Annotated in this window: 15 protein-coding genes and 1 pseudogene; 3 read left to right on the plus strand and 13 right to left on the minus strand. The window is 70.8% G+C overall.

The window, feature by feature from the left end:
• Nucleotides 1-32: 32 nt before the first annotated feature.
• Nucleotides 33-2,435 carry a DEAD/DEAH box helicase gene (locus tag HK417_RS26475; RefSeq protein ID WP_222267202.1) on the plus strand — a complete coding sequence of 801 codons (2,403 nt, stop codon included), beginning with the start codon at nt 33-35 and terminating at the stop codon, nt 2,433-2,435.
• 315 nt (nt 2,436-2,750) lie between these two features.
• Here the strand turns inward: HK417_RS26475 and HK417_RS13340 are convergent, their stop codons facing one another.
• The 11 genes from HK417_RS13340 to HK417_RS13390 all read right to left on the minus strand — a co-directional run bounded on the left by HK417_RS13340 (nt 2,751) and on the right by HK417_RS13390 (nt 13,689).
• On the minus strand, nt 2,751-2,936 hold the full coding sequence (locus HK417_RS13340) for a hypothetical protein (RefSeq protein WP_222267204.1): 186 nt from the start codon (nt 2,934-2,936) through the stop codon (nt 2,751-2,753).
• Nucleotides 2,937-2,987: 51 nt separating this feature from the next.
• Nucleotides 2,988-3,602, minus strand: a complete 615-nt coding sequence (locus HK417_RS13345) for a hypothetical protein (protein WP_222267206.1) — start codon at nt 3,600-3,602, stop codon at nt 2,988-2,990.
• A gap of 62 nt (nt 3,603-3,664) precedes the next feature.
• Nucleotides 3,665-5,323: a GMC family oxidoreductase gene (locus tag HK417_RS13350; protein WP_222267208.1), complete on the minus strand. Its 1,659-nt coding sequence runs from the start codon at nt 5,321-5,323 to the stop codon at nt 3,665-3,667.
• Nucleotides 5,313-5,969 carry a gluconate 2-dehydrogenase subunit 3 family protein gene (locus HK417_RS13355; RefSeq protein WP_222267210.1) on the minus strand — a complete coding sequence of 219 codons (657 nt, stop codon included), beginning with the start codon at nt 5,967-5,969 and terminating at the stop codon, nt 5,313-5,315. The genes HK417_RS13350 and HK417_RS13355 overlap by 11 nt, the downstream gene beginning before the upstream one ends.
• 10 nt (nt 5,970-5,979) lie before the next feature.
• The gene (locus HK417_RS13360) at nt 5,980-7,071 is read right to left on the minus strand and encodes a hypothetical protein (RefSeq protein WP_222267212.1); all 1,092 of its coding nucleotides are present in this window, start codon (nt 7,069-7,071) and stop codon (nt 5,980-5,982) included.
• The gene (locus HK417_RS13365) at nt 7,068-7,955 is read right to left on the minus strand and encodes an alpha/beta fold hydrolase (RefSeq protein WP_222267214.1); all 888 of its coding nucleotides are present in this window, start codon (nt 7,953-7,955) and stop codon (nt 7,068-7,070) included. Before HK417_RS13365 ends, HK417_RS13360 begins: the two co-directional genes overlap by 4 nt.
• 149 nt (nt 7,956-8,104) lie before the next feature.
• Entirely contained in the window at nt 8,105-9,190 is a 1,086-nt protein-coding gene (locus HK417_RS13370) for a Gfo/Idh/MocA family protein (RefSeq protein WP_222267216.1), read from the minus strand.
• Nucleotides 9,191-9,192: 2 nt separating this feature from the next.
• Complete coding sequence (locus HK417_RS13375; protein ID WP_222267218.1) at nt 9,193-10,176, minus strand: ABC transporter permease; 984 nt, start codon at nt 10,174-10,176, stop codon at nt 9,193-9,195.
• Complete coding sequence (locus HK417_RS13380) at nt 10,173-11,717, minus strand: sugar ABC transporter ATP-binding protein (RefSeq protein ID WP_222267220.1); 1,545 nt, start codon at nt 11,715-11,717, stop codon at nt 10,173-10,175. The genes HK417_RS13375 and HK417_RS13380 overlap by 4 nt, the downstream gene beginning before the upstream one ends.
• Nucleotides 11,717-12,874 carry a substrate-binding domain-containing protein gene (locus HK417_RS13385; protein ID WP_222267221.1) on the minus strand — a complete coding sequence of 386 codons (1,158 nt, stop codon included), beginning with the start codon at nt 12,872-12,874 and terminating at the stop codon, nt 11,717-11,719. Before HK417_RS13385 ends, HK417_RS13380 begins: the two co-directional genes overlap by 1 nt.
• Nucleotides 12,871-13,689: a sugar phosphate isomerase/epimerase family protein gene (locus tag HK417_RS13390; protein WP_222267222.1), complete on the minus strand. Its 819-nt coding sequence runs from the start codon at nt 13,687-13,689 to the stop codon at nt 12,871-12,873. The genes HK417_RS13385 and HK417_RS13390 overlap by 4 nt, the downstream gene beginning before the upstream one ends.
• Before the next feature lie 123 nt (nt 13,690-13,812).
• On the opposite strand from HK417_RS13390, the gene HK417_RS13395 reads away from it, so the two are divergent.
• Nucleotides 13,813-14,448 (plus strand): ROK family protein, encoded by a 636-nt coding sequence (locus HK417_RS13395; RefSeq protein ID WP_222267223.1) that lies wholly within the window; start codon nt 13,813-13,815, stop codon nt 14,446-14,448.
• A gap of 920 nt (nt 14,449-15,368) precedes the next feature.
• Here the strand turns inward: HK417_RS13395 and HK417_RS13400 are convergent.
• Nucleotides 15,369-15,707, minus strand: a complete 339-nt coding sequence (locus tag HK417_RS13400; protein WP_222267224.1) for a hypothetical protein — start codon at nt 15,705-15,707, stop codon at nt 15,369-15,371.
• Between the two features lie 189 nt (nt 15,708-15,896).
• On the opposite strand from HK417_RS13400, the gene HK417_RS13405 reads away from it, so the two are divergent.
• The gene (locus HK417_RS13405) at nt 15,897-16,805 is read left to right on the plus strand and encodes an SDR family oxidoreductase (RefSeq protein ID WP_222267225.1); all 909 of its coding nucleotides are present in this window, start codon (nt 15,897-15,899) and stop codon (nt 16,803-16,805) included.
• Between the two features lie 336 nt (nt 16,806-17,141).
• Here the strand turns inward: HK417_RS13405 and HK417_RS25405 are convergent.
• Nucleotides 17,142-17,371 (minus strand): annotated as a pseudogene (locus tag HK417_RS25405) (integrase core domain-containing protein); the annotation flags it as partial.

Consider the following 17,371-nt stretch of genomic DNA (forward strand, 5'->3'; position numbering starts at 1 on the left):
CAAATCGTCGCTTTCGCGACATCATGACAGACGTGCCGGGGACCTCGAACCACGAGCAGGGCACGCTGCCGTTCGTCGATCTGGACGACGAACTGTCGGCGCTGCGCGACGAGGTGGCCCGGTTGCGAGCGGAGAACACCCGGTTGCTGCGCCTGCTGGAGTTGACCCCCAGGGAGGCGCGACCACCGGGTCCGGTGCAGACCGGCGTGTTCGACGCGGCGCCCGGTCCGGTGCACGCCGGCTCGCCGGCGGCGGCCAAGGTCGCCTTCTTCGCGGCGTTGTTCGCAGGCCGCCCGGACGTGTACGCGCTGCGGTGGGAGAACGGCCGGTCGGGAAGGTCGGGCTGGACGCCCGCGGTGCGAGGCGGCTGGCGCAAGGGTGTCCCGGCAGCAGAACGTGAGTACCTCCCACTGACCCAGGAGGTGATCACCGCCCATCTCTCCGGAGAGCTGGAGCTCGGTCTGTACCCGCTGCTGGACGGCGACCGCTGCTGCTGGCTGGCCGCCGACTTCGACGGCGCCACCGCCATGCTCGACGCGCCGGCCTATCTGAAGGCGGCGCGCGCCGCCGGTGCATCCGCCGCGCTGGAGGTCTCCCGCTCCGGCCTGGGCGCCCACGTGTGGCTGTTCTTCACCGCCCCGGTCCCTGCGGTGACCGCCCGACAGGTGGGCAGCGGGCTGCTGCGCGAAGCGATCGCGGTGCGCGGGCGGATGGACCTGGCCAGCTACGACCGGCTCTTCCCCTCCCAGGACGTCCTGCAGGTCGGTGGGCTCGGCAACCTGATCGCCGCGCCGCTGCAGGGCCGCGCCCGCCGCCGCGGGGCCACGGTGTTCCTGGACCTGGCCACCCTGGAGCCGCACGAGGACCAGTGGTCCTACCTGTCCAGCCTCGGCCGCCTCACCCCCAAAGAGGTCACCCTGCTGGCGCAGCGGCTGGGCCAGGTTCCCGTCGGCGCCGCGGTCGACCGGCTCCGCCCCCCCACCTCGACCAGGATCGCCGTCCTGCCGCCCGCCGCCATCCGCGCCGCACTCGGCGCGGCGATCACCGTCAACGGCGCGGACCTGCCGCCGCCGCTGATGGCGACGCTCAAGCACGCCGCCTCGATGCCCAACCCGGCCTTCTACGAGCGCCAGCGCCGGCGGGCCTCCACCTGGGACACCCCGCGCTTCCTGCGCAGCTACGACGAGACCCTCACCGGCGACCTGATCCTCCCCCGCGGGATGCTCCACCGACTCACCGCACTGATCGAGCAGGCCGGCAGCCGCCTGGAACTCGCCGACGAACGCGACCCGGGACGACCGCACACCTTCCGCTTCACCGCCCAGCTCGACCCCGAACAGCAGGCCGCATGCGACGCACTGGCCAGGCATGAGCTGGGCGTCCTGGTCGCTCCACCCGGCGCCGGGAAGACGGTCATCGCCTGCGCGCTGATCGCGCAGCACGCCGTCTCCACCCTGGTGCTGGTCGACCGCAAGGCGCTGGCCGACCAGTGGCGAGCGCGGATCCGCGAACTGCTGGGCATCACGGCCGGCCAACGCGGCGGCGGGCGCAGCAGGACCACCGGCGTCATCGACGTCGCCACCCTCCAGACCCTCGCCCGCGCAGACGACGTCGCCGAGCTGACCGCCGGCTACGGGCTGGTCGTCATCGACGAGTGCCACCACGTTCCCGCGGCCGCCTTCGAACACGCCGTCCGGCAGATCCCGGCCCGCCGCTGGCTCGGCCTGACCGCCACCCCGTACCGCCGCGACCAGCTCGACGACCTCATCGGCCTGCAACTCGGACCGGTCCGGCACACCCTCACCCCGGCACCGATCGGCACCCTCGCCGTCCGATCAGCCGATGCACCGGCACCGGAGCCGGTGCTGCACGTGCACCCCACCGGCTTTCGCTACACCGGCGACGCGGATCCGGCCGCACCCGGCGCCATCGCCGCGATCTACCGCGACCTCGTCGCCGACGACACCCGCACCGCTCAGGTCGTCACCGATGTGGTCACGGCACTGACCCGCGGCCGGCACTGCCTGGTGCTCACCCAGTGGACCGACCATCTCGACCGTCTCGCCGCCGCGCTGCGCGAGCACGGGCACGACCCGGTCATTCTGCGCGGCGGTATGGGCGCCAAGGCCCGCACCGCGGCCCTCGCCCGGCTGGAACCCCACCCCGGCCGGTCACCGCTACTGATCGTCGCCACCGGCCCCTACATCGGCGAGGGCTTTGACTGCCCCGCACTGGACACCCTCTTCCTCGCCGCGCCGATCGCCTTCAAGGGCCGCCTCGTCCAGTACGCCGGGCGCGTCCTGCGCCCGCACCCGGGCAAGACCACCGCCGAGGTGCACGACTACCACGACGTGGCCACCGGCGTCCTCGCCTCGTCCCTCGCCAAGCGCGCCCCCGGCTACACCAGCCTCGGCTTCCCCGATCCCCGCCGGTGACGTCGCCACCGACGCCCAGGGCAACGCAACCTCCTCGAGTAGTTTCGTCACGGCGCCGCACCCGTGCAGCGGCAACCGCGTTCGACCGACAACCTGACCGATTTCGCTCCTCGGCGACCTGCGTTTATGCAGTTCAGGACGGCGTTTCGCGGGTGTGCACCCCGAAGATGCCCGGAGAACCGATGCGGGTGCAGCCCAGCCGCGCCAAGGCTCCTGCCAGCACAAACGAGTGATCCGGCGCTCAGCACCAGGGAAGCACAGCGCTCACTCGACAGACATCCCACGTCCTGGAGTGGATCCGGCGTATTCCTCCGGTCAACTCTGCGGGCGCCTGGCCGCTCCCGCACTCGGTCCGAGCAGGGTGCTCTGGGTCAGATCGAGGCGGCTCTTGAGGAACAGCACGGTCTGGTGATTCAGCAGCGGGAAGGTCTTGCGGACCTCGCCGGCGAAGCCCGGGTGACGGCTCAGTTGGTCGACGATGCCGTCGAGGAGCGGGGTCACGACGGGGTCGGATGCGTCGTACCGGCTGCCCTCGGCGAGGACCGCGACGTCTTAAACCATGGCGAGGAGTCCGGGGTCGCGGACGCCGGTGGCAAGCGCGAGGGCCTTGTTGGTCCCCATCACCCTGAGAAAGGTGGGCGCGTACCTCAACACCTCTCGAACGGGATCGCCGCCGGCGCCGTCGGCTTCGGCGTCCCCACAGCCGGCGGCTCCGTCGGGGCTAGCGAGCTGGCCAGCGTCGGGACCATGCGCCTGCAGAGCGCGAACGCGGGCCAGCAGGGCCTGCGCGGTCTGCTGGTCGAACGCCGGCAGCTGGGTTGGGGCGGTCTGCGTGGTGTCGATGGCGCGATCGAGGAGGGCCAGCAGGTGCTGTTGACGTAAGAAGGCGGCCTCGACGGTCGGCTTCACCAGCAGGGCCAGACCGGTGTCCGGGCCGAGACCTGCGCCGGGATCGGGACCGCCGAGCGGTTGGGTCGTCCGAGTGGCGCTGTAGGCGGCGAGCACCTGGTCGAGCGCCTCCCAGGGGTTCAGCCAGGCGGGGTCGGCGAGCTGCTGGGCGGCCCGCTCGAGGGTGAGCACGAGGTGCTGCCAGGCGATCTGGGCGGACCGGCGGGGGCGGGTCCAGTGCCCCCGTGGTTGATTGCCGGGCAGCCCCCGGGCCGTCACCGCTCCCGCGGCCCCCGCTCCCGAAGCGGGCGGCGGTGACGACCAGCACGAGACCTCCGGCCTCACGCCCCCGTCGACGCTCGGTCCGGCCACCGCTCGGCGATATGCTCGGCCACCCGCCACGCGTTCGCCATCATCGTCAAGGTCGGGTTCGCGCCCGTCCCCGTCGGGAACGGACCGCCGTCGACGACGAAGAGGTTGTCCACGTCATGGGCCTGGCACCACCGGTTGAGCACCGAGCTATCCGGGTCGTCGCCCATCCGCGTCGTGCCGTGCTGGTGCGAGCAGTTGCCGGTCACCTTGTCGATGTAGACCCGGTAGACCTTCTTCGCTCCTGCCGCCTCGAGAATCTCACCGTTGCGGTCGATCAGGAAACGTCCCATGGCCAGGTCGTTCTCGTGCGGGGTCAGCGTGACTCGGGCGACCGGCAGCCCCCAGGCGTCCTCCACCTTCTCGTCCAGCTCGATGCGGTTGTCGTGCTGAGGCATGTCGTGCACGACCATCGCGACGGCCATGCTGTGGTTGAAGTAGTCCCGGTCCATCTGCTTGGCCTGCGGGCCCCATAGCGGCCGGTCCGGCAGCCCCCAGTTGATCGGCAGCGGGATGCCGACGCCCGCGCAGGCGATGTGCCCGCCGCTGGCGAACCCGCGGGAGTCGTCATGCTCATAGAATTGGAAGCTGCTGGCGCTGACGTAGCCGCCGCCGGCCCAAGCGTAGATCGGGTCGTTGAAGAGCCCGACGGCTGCGCTGTACTCGTGGAAGGTGACGTTGCGGCCGACGAGGTCGCTGCTGTTGGCCAGCCCGTTCGGGAAGCGGCCGGACCGCGACATCAGCAGCAATCGGGCGGTTTCCACCGCGCCGCAGGCCAAGACGACTACGTCGGCCTCCTGCTCGACCAGGTCGCCGTCAGCGTCGGCGTACACCGCGCCCTTCGCCCGCCCTCGCTCGTCGACGCTGATCTCCCGGACGTAGCAGTCCGGGCGCAGGTCGAACCGCCCGGTGGCCAGCGCGTGCGGGACGAAGACGTTCAGCGCGCTCGACCGGGTGCCGCTCGGGTCGCCGTGCTGCTGGGCGAAGGCGCTGATGACTGTCGGCGGGCGGCCGTTGTGCGGGCGGGAGAGCGCCGCCTGCGGGGTCGGGAAGGCGTTCCAGCCGAGCGCGCTGCAGCCCTCGTGGAACTTCTTCGCGTAGTAGGACAGCGGCAGCGGAGGGCACGGGTAGCCCTTGCTGCGCGGCCCCTCCGCGGCGTTCGCCCCGGCCTGCCCGGAGACTCCGAATGCCCACTCGACGCGGGTGTAGTAGGGCTCCAGCTCGTCGTAGGTGATCGGCCAGTCGGCGAGTGTCGTCCCGGGCAGGTCCCCGACGACGGTGCGCAGGCGGAAGTCGTTCGGCGTGAACCGGGGCAGCCAGCCCTGCCAGTGCACGGTCCCGCCGCCGACCATCTGCGGCACCGGGCAGAACAGCTCGACCACCGGCCCGGTCGCGCCGGTCTCCGGCCGCACCACGGTGCGCGGGTTGAGCAGCGGGTCGGGCCACAGGTTGTAGCGGTTGACGTTCGCCAGCTCGTCGCCGCCGAAGCTCTCCTTCCTTCGCCACGGGCCCTTCTCCAGCGCCACCACGCGCAGGCCGCGCTCGGTGAGCACCTTCGCTGCGGCAGCGCCGGTCGCCCCGGCTCCGATGATGCAGACGTCCGCCCGCTCCGGCTTGGGCTTACGCGCCACGCTCGTCCTCCGTTCCGGGGTAGCCGCGTCGGTCGGCGAACCAGTCGACCACGCTGTAGCGGCCGCTGTGTACGTCGGCCAGCGACTGCGGGCCCGGGAAGCCGATCACCTGCCAACCGATCCGGTCCCGGTTGCCGCCGTAGATCGGGTCCGCGTAGAAGCCCTGCCGAGTGTGCAGGGCGAGCAGTGGCACGAAGGCGAGCCCGATCTCGACCACCGACTGCTGCAGGGCCGGCTCGGGCGGCGTCCAGGCGGCGCGGACCTGGTCGTCGGCCACCTGCTTCTCCTGCGCCGGGCGCTCCAGCTCGGTGAGCAACCGGTTCTGCTGCTCCTCGGTCAACGCGACGAAGTCGGCGGAGAAGCGCTCCCGGGCGAGCCGGTCGAGCTCCTCGATGCCCGCGACGTAGGTGTCGCGCAGGGCGGCGATGCGCTGCTCCCAGGCCCACGCCTGCTTGCCCTCGAGTGTCTCGAAGCCGCTCCCGTCGGGCTTGGCGAGGACGAAGTCGATGCCCGACAGGTACCGGTCGAGGAAGTCGATGGTGCCGGCCTCGCGGGCGCCGGGGGTGTCGTCGGTCGGGATCATCCTGGCCATCGCGGCCTCGACGGTCGCGCGCTGGTGCGCGTCGAAGAAACGGTTGTCGGTCATGTCCTCCACCTCAGGCCGCGACGGTGCGGCGGTTGTGCTCGGCGACCGGGCCGACGAGGTCGCGGTACGGCTCGTCCCACGGGTCCTTGAGGCCCCAGCCGCGGCCGGTGTTCTCGACGTAGGCACACCAGTGCCAGCCGGCGAACCACGGCTCGCCCCGTACGGCGTCGAGCGCGGCGCCGTAGTCCTCGCCGCGGGCCGCCTGGCTCGGCAGCCCGGTGCGGTGCGGGTTGAGCTCGGTCGGCGTCCAGTTGCCGATGTCGGCGATGACCACGGGCTTACCGCCGGTCTGCTCGCTCCAACCGGCCAGGTCGTCGCGCATCCGGATCCGACCCTCGGGCGTCGGGTCGCTGAAGTACTGCACCGACAGCACGTCGACGAACGGCGCCATGGCGCGCAGCACCGGCTCCGGGATGCCCTTGTTGCCGTTGTAGCGGTCGCCCAGCACGAGGTGATCCGGGTCGTAGCGTCGGATCGCCGTCACGATGGTCTCGTAGTAGCGACTCGCGACGTCGTAGAGCTTCTTGTCGCGCCCGACCGGGTCGAGGCCCCGCAGCTCGGGGAAGTCCGCGCCCGACGCGTGCGGCAGCCAGGCCGGGATGTCGACGAGGAAGTAGCCCAGCAGGTCCGGGGAGTCGGCGTGCTCGCCCGCCACGCTGCGGGCGAGGTAGTCGCACCAGACCTCGAAGTCCCCGTCGTTGTCGCCGCCCATGGGGCGGAAAGCCGGGTAGCCGTTCCAGTCCTCGATCTCCTGCACCCGCAGCTGCGCGACGTAGGGCAGACCGGCGCTGCGCAGGTCCGCGGCCGGCCAGGGTGTGGAGTGGCCGAGGTCGATCGGGTCGCCGAACCAGTCCAACGCCTCACCCCAGCCACCGCTGACGTACTCCTGGGTCCAGCCCAGGGTGTTGAAGCCCCAGCTCCGTAGGTCGGCGACCACGCCGTCGCGGATCCAGCTCGCGCGGGAGCCGTACTTGCGCCGCCAGACGTCGACGTTGCGGGGATACTTGAGGTTGGTCTCGTCGGCGTGGTTGACCCCGAGAGTGAGGAACGGGTCGCCGTCGGGATCGAGGAGCCTGCCGTTCTCCACCCGGAAGGCGCTCACGACGTCTCCCCGGCGAAGAAGCGCAGGTAATGGCCGGCGAGCTCCTTCGGCGACTCCTCGGCGAGCTGGTGGCCCCACGGCAGGATCACGCCCCGCACGTCGTCGGCGACCTCGCGCATCTGCCGCTCGTTGTCGGCTCCGATGAAGTGCTCGCTGCCCACCGCCAGCACCGGCATCGTGAGCTTGGTCTTCGCGGCCTCGCGATTCTGGTCGGCGTCGGTGAGCGTGGCCCGGTAGATCTCGCACATGCAGCGGACGCCGCCGGGCGAGGAGTAACACCGGACGTACTCGTCGATCGCGTCGGGCGTGATCGCCGTCGGGTCGTGCGTCTCGTGCTTCATGAAGTAGGAGAAGTACTCGCGTTCCTTACCGCCGATCAGCATCTCGGGGAACTCCGGCACCGAGTAGAAGTTGATGTGCCACAGCCAGACGAAGCTGCGCACGTTCTCCGCGGTCAGGAAGGAGTAGTCCTCAAGCCCGTAGCCGGGGAGGATCATCTCCTGATAGACGAGCTGCTGGACGCGGTCCGGGTGGGCGGCGGCGAGCTGGTAGGCCGCGGCGGCTCCCCAGTCCTCACCGACGAGCCGGAACCGGTCGTGGCCGAGTTCGCTCATCAGCTGGGCGAAGTCCTCGCCGACGTTGCGCATGTCGTAGCCGTCGGGCGTGTGCTGGGAGTCGCCGAGACCGCGCATGTCCGGGACGACGACCCGATAGTGCGGGGTGAGCAGGGGAATCACGTGCCGCCAGTGGTACGAGGTCTTGGGGACGCCGTGCAGCAGCAGGACGGGGTCGCCCTCACCGGCGGTCATGTAGTGCAGGCGCACTCCGTTGACGTAAGCGCGACCGTGCCGCACCAGGTCGTCGTTGTGGTCGATGATCCTCATCAATCATGTCCTTCCGACTGGAACGAGCAGGTCAGGCCACGATCAGCGGTCGCAAGGTGCGGTGCGCGACGCGCAGGCCGGTCTCGATGCGCTCCTCGGTGCTGCCCAGGACGCGATCCGGTCGAGCGGGCGGTCGGGCAGGCACGCGGTCAGGAATCCCAGTTCCATGCGGGCACCTCCACCCAGCTCTGCTCCGCGCCGGCCGTCACCACGGCCTGGGTCAACACGGCGGCGCGCAGGCCGTCCATGAACGTCGGCAGGCCCTCGGGCTTCTGCCCCTCGATCGCGGCGTACACGTCCGAGACGAAGGCGTTGAATGCATCCTGGTAGCCCTGCGGATGCCCGGCCGGCAGCCGCGCGTACCCGGCCGCGGCGTCGCTGAACGTGTCTGGCCCGCGCATGACCACCCGGTTGACGGCAGTCCCGCCGACCCATAGCGAGTCGGGGTGCTCCTGGTCGAAGCAGTAGGACGCCGCCTGGCCGTCGAAGGAGAACCACAGCCGGTTCTTCCGTCCCGGCGACACCTGCGACACCACGACCGAGCCGGACGCTCCCTGGTCGGTCTCGAACACCACCACGGCGCCGTCCTCCGTGCCGCCCCGGCCCTCGTAAGCCGTGCCCATCCGGGCGGCCAACCGGACGATCCGGTGGCCGGTGGTGAACTCCATCAGGTCGCACCAGTGGACGCCGATGTCACCGAAGGTGCGGGAGCCGCCGCCGAGGGCCGGGTCGACGCGCCAGTTCGTCGCGTCCGCCGCCGCGAGCCAGTCCTGCAGGTACGTGCCGTGCAGCAGCCACAGTGGCCCGGCCTCCCCGGCGGCGATCCGGGCTCGCGCCTCGCGCACCGCCGGGTAGAACCGGTAGACGAACGGAACCGCTGCGAGCACGTCCGCCTCCGCGGCCCGCGCGGTCAGCCGCCGCGCGTCCTCCACCGAGGTGGCCAGCGGCTTCTCGCAGATCACGGGCGTGCCGGCGGCGAGCACGGCCTCGGCCATCTCGGCGTGGGTGCTGTTCGGGGTGCAGATGTGCACGACGTCGACGTCGTCCGCAGCGGCCAGCTCCGCCATCGATCCGACCCCGCGCTCGGCGCCCAGCACCTCCACGGCGCGTGCAGTCGCCTCCGGCGTGCGCCCGGTGGTCGCGACGATGACGCCCCCGGCAGCGCGTACGGCGTGCGCGTGCACCGCCCCGATGAACCCGGCGCCGACGATCGCGGCGCGTATCCGGTGCGTCATCGTCACCTCTTCCGGGCCAGCGCGACCGCCACGATGATGATCAGGCCGCGGATAATCTGCTGCTGGCTGTTGTCGAACCCGGCGAGGATCAGCCCGTTGTTGATCAAGCCGATGAGCAGCGAGCCGAACAGGGCGCCGATCACGCTGCCGGCGCCGCCGAAGAGGCTGGTTCCGCCCAGGATCACCGCGGCGATCACGGACAGCTCGTCACCCGTGCCCCATTGGTAGCGGCCGGACTCCAGCCGCCCGGCGTAGAGCATCCCGGCGATCGCGGCGACGACGGACGACACCAGCATCACCGTGAAGGTGATCCGTCTGGTGTTCACACCGGTGTACTCCGCGGCCACCCGGTTGCCGCCGGTCGCGAGCACCTGCCGGCCGAAGCGGGTCTTGTTCAGCACCACCCAGCCGATGGCGACGGCCACGACCGTCCACAGCAGCAAGCCCGGGATCGGCCCGAGGTTGCCGCCGCCGAAGATCGCGTTGAACGTGTCGTGCAGGATCGGGACAGGTGCGGACTTGGTGATGAGCTGGGCCAGGCCGAATGCGATCCCCAGCATGGCCAGCGTGACGAGGAACGACGGCATGCCGAGGAATGTCACGAGGCTGCCGTTGACGATGCCCACGACCAGCCCGACGGCGAGGCCGGCGAGCACCCCGAAGAGCGCGCTGCCGGTGGCGGAGATGGCCAGCGCCGCGCAGACGCTGGACAGGCCCGCCACCGATCCGATGGACAGGTCGATCTGGGCGGCGGAGATGACGAAGGTCATCGCCACCGCCATCACCGAGATGATCGCGGTCTGCCGGAAGATGTTGAGCAGGTTCGTGCCGGAGAGGAAGCCGTCGTCGGCGAGGAAGATCGCGAAGAGCAGGAAGACGACGGCGAAGCCGATGTAGATGGCGTAGCTGCGCCAGTCGATGCCGCGCAACCGGCTTACTCGGCTGGGCGCGCCGGCCGGGGGCGGTGGAGCGAGGGTCTGGGTCACGAGCGGACTCCTTGGATGGCGAGCTGGAGGGACTCCTCGTCGTCGATGTCGCGGCGGTCGAGGTCGTCGGTGACGGTGCCGTTCCGCAGCACGAGGACGCGGTCGCTCACCGCGAGCAGCTCGGCGAGCTCGGAGGAGATGACGATGACGGCCTTGCCCGAGTCGGCCAGCTCTCGGATCCGCTCGATGATCTCGCTCTTGGTGCCGATGTCGACGCCGGCGGTGGGCTCGTCGAGGATCAGCAGGTCCGGGTCGCGGCCGAGCCACTTGGCGAGGACGACCTTCTGCTGGTTCCCGCCCGATAGCAGGCGCACCGGCCGATTCGCCGAGACGAGCTTGATCTGCAGCCGCTCGATCAGCCGGGCGGCCAGGCCGTCGCCCCGCCGATCGTCGACCAGCGGCCCGCGATTCAGCCCGGGCAGCAGCGGCAGCAGCAGGTTCTCGCGGACGGAGTGGTCGAGGACCAGGCCCTGCAGGCGGCGGTCCTCGGGCACCAGCGCGATGCCCTTGGCGATTGCGATCCGGGGGTTCGTAATCCCGGCGGGCTCGCCGCGCAGCAGGATCTCGCCGGACATCGGCCGGTCGATCCCGAAGATCAGCTTGGCCAGCTCGGTGCGGCCGCTGCCCATGAGCCCAGCGAGCCCGAGGATCTCCCCGGCATGGAGCGTGAAGGACATGTCGGTCACGCCGTTGGCCGCCGTCAGGTTGCGCACCTCGAGTAGCGGCGTGGTGTCCTTTGTCGCCGCCGGGCGCTCCACCCACGCCAGGGCGTCCACCTCGCGGCCGACGATGGCGGCCACGATCTGCTCCGGTGAGAGGTCGGCCACGGCGTCGCTGAGCACGACGCCGCCGTCGCGCAGCACCGTGATCCGGTCGCAGATCCGGTAGACCTCCTCCATGCGGTGGCTGACGTAGACGATCCCGACGCCTTGGGCCTTAAGCCGCCCGATCAGCTCGAACAGCGCCTCGGACTCGGTCTTGGTCAGGCTCGCAGTGGGCTCGTCCATGATGAGGACCTTGGCGTCGAGCGCGAGCGCCTTGGCGATCTCGGTGAGCTGCCAGTAGCCGGTCGGGAGAGTCCGCACCTCGGCCCGCGGGTCGAGATCCACGCCCATCCCCTGCAGGATCTCCCCCGCCCGGCGGATCATCGCCTTGTCGTCGATCATCCGGAACCGGCGGGGTTCGTGGTTGAGGAAGATGTTGCGGGCCACGGACAACGTGGGCACCAGGCTGAACTCCTGAAAGACCATGCCTACACCGGCCGCCTCGGCGTCCGCCGTCGAGGAGAAGTCCACCTCGCGGCCGCCGATCCGGATCACCCCGGCGTCCTTGCGATGCACGCCCTGCAGAATCTTCATCAGGGTCGACTTGCCGGCCCCGTTGCCACCGGCGAGCGCGTGCACCTCGCCCCGGGCGAGGGTGAAGTCGACGCCCTTCAGCACCGGAGTGCCGTTGAAGCCCTTCTCGATGTCGCGCATCTCGGCCGCGGGGGCCGACGTGCGCTTCGTGCGCTTGTCGAGCGCACTGGGGCGCTCGCTCATCACTGACCTCCGTTGAACGACTCGACAAGCTGCTTCGGTGGGTCGGATCGGTAGACCTCGCGCCACGCGTCAAGGACGTTGTCGTGCGTCACCGGCAGCGCGTCCAGGGCGACGTACGGCGGCGCCTGCTTGTCGATCAGCGAGTACGCCGCGAGCTTCGCCTCCGTGACCCCCTGGTCGAACGGCCGCTGGGCGCCCAGGCCGGTGACGTACTCGCGGGAGGCGAGCGCGATGGCGACGTTCGGCCCGAGGTCCTCCGTGGTGACCGCGAGGTTGCTGCGGTCGATGGCCCGGGCGGCGGCGATGATGCCCTCGGTGGGCACGTCCCAGGCGCCCCAAATCCCGGCGAGGTCCTCGTGCTTCACCATGATCGCGGTGGCCGCGGCCTGCGCCTGGCCGGCGAAGTCCGGACCGGTGACGCCCTTGCGGTCCACGATGTGAATGTCCGGGTAGTCCTGCTTGATCGTGTTCTCGAAGCCCTCGAGGCGCTGGCGGGTCACCTCGAAGTCGGCCTCGTGGTAGACGACCCCGATCTCTCCGCGGCCGCCGAGCGCGTCCGCCATGAGGTGCGCCGCGACCACGCCGTTGCCGATGTTGTCCGCGGACACCGCCGAGACGTAGTCCCGTCCCGCCTGCATGCCCTGCGGCACGTTGTCCATGAAGACGAGCTTCACGCCGGCAGCCGCGGCCTGCTTGTACGCGCCCGCGGTGGCGACCGGGTCCGCCGGGATGGAGACGATGATGTTCGGGTTTCGGGCCAGGACCGTCTCGATGTTGCTGACCTGCCGGTCCGGCTGGAACCCGGCGTCGGTTACGGCAATGACCTCGATCCCCAGCTCGCCGAACTGCTGGCGCAGCCCGGCGACTTGGGCGTCCGTCCAACCGTCCCCGGTGTAGTGCATGACGATCGCGGCGGTGGCCTTCTTGTCCTTGACCTGCTCGATCTCGCCCGGGGTCAGGGTGATCGACGAGGCCGACGCGGGCTGCTCGCCGTTTGGGCCGGTGGCGAGCACCTTCCCCTCCATCGCGGCGAGGGCGGCCTGGGCCGGCGGGTAGCCGCGGTCCGGGATGGCACCGCGTTCGGCAGACGAGCCGCAGCCGGTGAGGGCCGTGGCCGCGACGAGAACGGCGGCGAGGAGCCGCAGGGTGCGGGTCATGTCAGAGCCTTCTCGAGGAACGTCCTACTGATCCGGGCCGCCTCGGCCGGGTCGCCGTCGTAGGCGTCCAGCTCGACGACCAGCCACCGGTCGTAGCCAACCTCGCGCACGGCCGCGAGCACCTCCGTGAAGTCGAGCTCGCCCTGGCCGAGCGGCTGGAAGGAGAACGGCTCGCGGCGCAGGTCCTTGAGGTGGACGTGCCGGATCCGGTCCGGGTAGCGGCGGATCAGCTCCGCCGGGTCCCCGCCGCCCGCCGCGAGGTGCGCCGTGTCCGGGCAGAAGCCGATCCGGGAGCGCGACATGATCTTCTCGAGCTCGTCCGGGCTCTCCACGATCGTGGTCAGGTGCGGGTGGTAGCAGGCTGACAGGCCGTGCTCCTCGGCGATGTCCGTGACGGTGTCCAGCGCCGTGCCCAGCCGGTCGTAGTCGCTCTCGGGTGTGCCGGCGGCGCGCCGGGCGCCGCCGCCGACGACGAGCTGCTCGGCACCGAACGTCGCGGCCAGCCCGGCGGCGCGGTGCACCCGGTCGAGCTCGTCCGGGAGGATCTCCTCGTAAACGAAGTTCGCCCCGGTGTACACGCTGACCAGGGCCAAGCCGGCCTCGTCGAGGAGCCGGCGCAGGTCGTCGGGGCGATCGGCGTAGTCGGCGACGTTCCCGTCGAACATCTCGGTGCCCTCGTACCCGGCACCCGCGATCTCCCGGATAGCCTGTTCCATCGAGCCGTTGGCCCGGTAGCAAAGGTCCTTCACGCTCGTCACACCCGTGGCGTCGCCGACGACGCCGCCCCAGGTGATCGAGTGGTACGCGAGTAGCATCCAACCTCCTCATCCGATCGCTTCGGTGGCTCGAGGACGCGGAGGAGACGGCCCCCGACGGGGTGGCCGCGCTGCTGGGCTGTTGCCGCCCATCGTCCACCCTTCCGTTTGGCATGACCAGTGGTGGACGATGCGCCGGCGACCGTCGCCATCGACCAGCTTGACGCGCTGGTCGTCGTGCTGGACCTCGTGCGCACCTTCGACTCCGGACTCCTCGAGGAGGGCGCACTGGCGCCGTCCGCCGGCGGCCGAGCTCCCCGTGAGCTGCGGTTCTGCGCCGACGCCGGCCACCTGCTCGTGGCAGAGGTCGGTGCAACGAGCGTTGAGGTCGCCGTCACGGACCTGAATGGAGCGCTCCTGCACCGACAGCGTGGGGACGGCGACGTCACCCGCGGCCCGGACTACGGGCTCGGGCAGGTCGAGGCGGTGTTTGACGCCGCCCTGGCCGCACGTCCGGCCGGCGCGCTGCCGATCTGGGGCATCGGCGTCAGCGGCCCCGGTCCGGTGGAGTTCGCCACCGGTCAGCCGGTCGCCCCTCCGATCATGCCGGGTTGGGATCGGTACCCGATCCGAAAGCGGCTGGCGCAGCGGTTCCCCGCTGAGGCCGACCGGAAGTCAAGCCGGCTCTGGTACAACTCCGGTGGGAGTACTGCCCTGGCCCAGCCCTACTTCTTGACCCAGCAGAGGCAGAAGCGATGGCCGGCTGGATCCGCGTGTACCTGGAAGTTGTCGGGCTCGTCGCTGTCCGCTGCCGCTTGAACGCTCGGACGGCGCCAGCCCGTCGCGCAATGCTGGGCCGCTTCGAGCGCCAGGTCGATCGCGACGGCGTGCTGTCGCCGGCCGAGCGTGCGCGCCGCGCCGCGCCGGGCACGCTCGCAAGGCCTACTTCGCACGCCTCGCGCTGCGGTCAGCACAGGCGCGGCGCAAGTCGCCCGCCGTCGGAGACGAGAACGGCCGCCCGAGCCGGCCGGACGAGGACCAACCGCAGTAAACGGGCTCGCCTCATCGACTCTTGCCAGCAGTTCCGTCAGCACGCACGACGGTCGTCTCACGCGACGTGACCGACCTCCCCAGGAGCCGAAGGCCCGCTGCCCCCTCCCCGCGTGCAGCTGGCGACCCGGTCGAGCGTCCTGCGGCACCAACCGCGGATATCGTGAGCGGCGTTCGTGGTGGCACGATCGATGCTTCTGCACGCCTCCCCAGGCGCGAAACTCGCCCGATAACCACCCCCTCATGCTTCCCGTCACCTGCGGTTTTGCCGCCTTGAACAGCGCTTTCGGGTCCCGCTCCCCGAAGATGCCGGGCGAGCCGATGCGCGTGCAGCCCAGCCGCGCCAGGAAGGTCCCCAGCGAGGAGGGCTGATCCCGACGCTCGCGTGGGCTCCACACGGCGCTCACCGGCCCGATGACCTGCCGCCGTGGCGATCGGGTTGCGCGACTTGCTGGCGTCGGTCCGGCGGCACCTGCGCGCCCGCGGCCAAGGCTCCGTGGACGCTCGAGCTCTACAGCCAGAGCGTCCGCTACTTCTGCCGCTGGCTGACCGATCCCGACCGGGAGCCGGTGCTCGACGAGCTGACCCGGCACGCGGTGGCCGCCTGGCTGGCCGACCTGGCCAGACCGCCGAGCCCTCCACCGTCGGCACCCGGCTGCGCGGCGCGCGCCGGTTCTGCCGCTGGCTGGTCACTGAGGAGAACTGGAGGTCGCCCCGACCGACGGCATCAAGAACCCGGCGCCACCGTAGAAACCGGTACCGGTTCTCACCGACGACGAGATCGCCGCCCTGCTCAAGACGGCGCGGTCGGTCGCGGTCGGCCCGGCGTCTTCGACGGCGCCGTGTTCCCCGGCCGCCGCCAGGAGGTCGTCCGGCGACTGCTGCTCGACACCGGCGTCCGGGTCTCCAAGCTGTGCGGACTGGAGTTGACCGACGTCGACCTGGACCGCGAGCTGGCCTACGTCACCGGCAAGGGCTCCCGCCCCCGAATAGACAACGAGCTCAGCCGGCCGCAACACGATCTTCATCGTTCAAGGCGGCCCGGGCCAGGTCCATGGACTCTCTGAGGGCGACCTCATGGACTGGCAGTCGTCCGGACCACGACGACGCGGCATGCCGGACCTCGTCAGCTGCACCGGCCACCGGCGGACGCCGACTGGCATTGACAGCGGTCAGGGGCCGTGTCTCCCTGGGACATCCTGCGTTCGGGAGAGGCCATGGACGAGCTCTTGCTCTGTGGCGCGACCGGCGACCTGGGCGGCCGGATCGCGGCCCGACTGTCCGAGCGGAGAATCCCCTTCCGGGCGCTGGTCCGGCCCCGCAGTGACACCGCTGCTCTGCGGTCGATGGGCGTCGAGCTCAGCATCGGCGATTTCACCGACCCACCCAGTCTCGGCCGGGCGCTGGCCGGGGTGCGCACGGTAGTCACCACCGCCAACGGCATCGGACGGCGGCTGGCAGGGGCGAAGGACGTGTCCATCGACCGGGTCGACCGGGAGGGGAACGCGGCGCTGGTCCGGGCGGCCGAGGCAGCCGGCGTCGAACGGTTCGTGTTCGTCTCCGCGCAGGGCATGACCGACGCGATGGTGGACTTGGTGCCTTTCTTCGCCGCGAAACGGGCCACCGAGCGGTTGCTGCAGGCCTCACCCGTGCGGTCGGTCATCGTGCGGCCGGCCGCGTTCCAGGAGGTGTGGCTCGGGCCGCAGTCCGGGATTCGGCCGGACCAGCGGCTGGCGGTGATTTACGGTCGCGGCCGCACGCCGGTGCCGTACGTCGCGGAGGACGACGTGGCCGAGGCCTGTGTGCGCCTGGCGACGATGGACGACCCGCCGCCGTCGCTGGACTTCGGCGGACCGGAGGCGCTGACCCGGCACGAGGTCGTCGACGCCTTCCAACGCGCGCTCGGCGCGCGGATCCGTCGGATCGTCGTCCCCCGCCGGGTGCTCACCTTCGGCGCCCGGGCCCTGCGTCGCCGCCGGCCGGATCTGGCCTCAATTCTGGGCATCGCACTGTCCATGGACATCGGCAACGAGGTGGGCGACGAGCCACTGCGGGCCCTCGAGATCGAGCCGAGGCCTGCATCGGCTTACATCGCCGCCCGGGCAGACGCGACCGCCCACACCTAACGTCGCATACCCCTCAGTGGGACGCGCAGGAGCACCACAGGCCACGTGATGCGCACATGACCCCCAGCCGTCGGCCGCGGGTTCGCGAACGCTCGCCCACGTTCAACTGCCCAGGTTCGACCGGCATACGGAACGACGGCGGACCTCAGCGGACGACCCTGGATCGACCCCAATGGTGGCCAATAGGCGCCGTCCGGCCATGCTCGGACGCCTCTGAACCCTCGCACGCCTACTCGTCGCTGAGCGTGACGGAGCCTCAGAGAAGAGAGTGTCCCGCCCCGGGTTCAGTGGAGGCTCGGAACTGACGCGGCGACGGTAGTCGCCGCGGGGTTGCCGGTAGAAGTTGTCTTCGTGCTCGGCCGGTGGGATCAGGCCGATCTCGCCGTGCAGGCGTCGGTGGTTGAACCAGTCGATGTACTCGGCGACGGCGATCTCGAGGTCGTCGATGCCCTTCCAGGGGCCCTTGTTGCGGACCAGCTCGGCTTTGAACAGTGAGTTGAACGCCTCGGCCAGCGCGTTGTCATAGGAGTCGCCGGTCGAGCCGACCGAGGCGACCGCGCCGGCCT

Source organism: Modestobacter marinus, assembly GCF_019799945.1.
Taxonomy (GTDB): Bacteria; Actinomycetota; Actinomycetes; order Mycobacteriales; family Geodermatophilaceae; genus Modestobacter; species Modestobacter marinus_B.

Coding starts and splice junctions, on each gene's coding strand:
- HK417_RS13400 (WP_222267224.1), bottom strand. CDS start 15,707: ATGAAGATCGTGTTGCGGCCGGCTGAGCTCGTTGTCTATTCGGGGGCG.
- HK417_RS13355 (WP_222267210.1), bottom strand. CDS start 5,969: ATGACCGACAACCGTTTCTTCGACGCGCACCAGCGCGCGACCGTCGAG.
- HK417_RS13370 (WP_222267216.1), bottom strand. CDS start 9,190: ATGACGCACCGGATACGCGCCGCGATCGTCGGCGCCGGGTTCATCGGG.
- HK417_RS13390 (WP_222267222.1), bottom strand. CDS start 13,689: ATGCTACTCGCGTACCACTCGATCACCTGGGGCGGCGTCGTCGGCGAC.
- HK417_RS13405 (WP_222267225.1), top strand. CDS start 15,897: ATGGACGAGCTCTTGCTCTGTGGCGCGACCGGCGACCTGGGCGGCCGG.
- HK417_RS13365 (WP_222267214.1), bottom strand. CDS start 7,955: ATGAGGATCATCGACCACAACGACGACCTGGTGCGGCACGGTCGCGCT.
- HK417_RS13380 (WP_222267220.1), bottom strand. CDS start 11,717: ATGAGCGAGCGCCCCAGTGCGCTCGACAAGCGCACGAAGCGCACGTCG.
- HK417_RS13385 (WP_222267221.1), bottom strand. CDS start 12,874: ATGACCCGCACCCTGCGGCTCCTCGCCGCCGTTCTCGTCGCGGCCACG.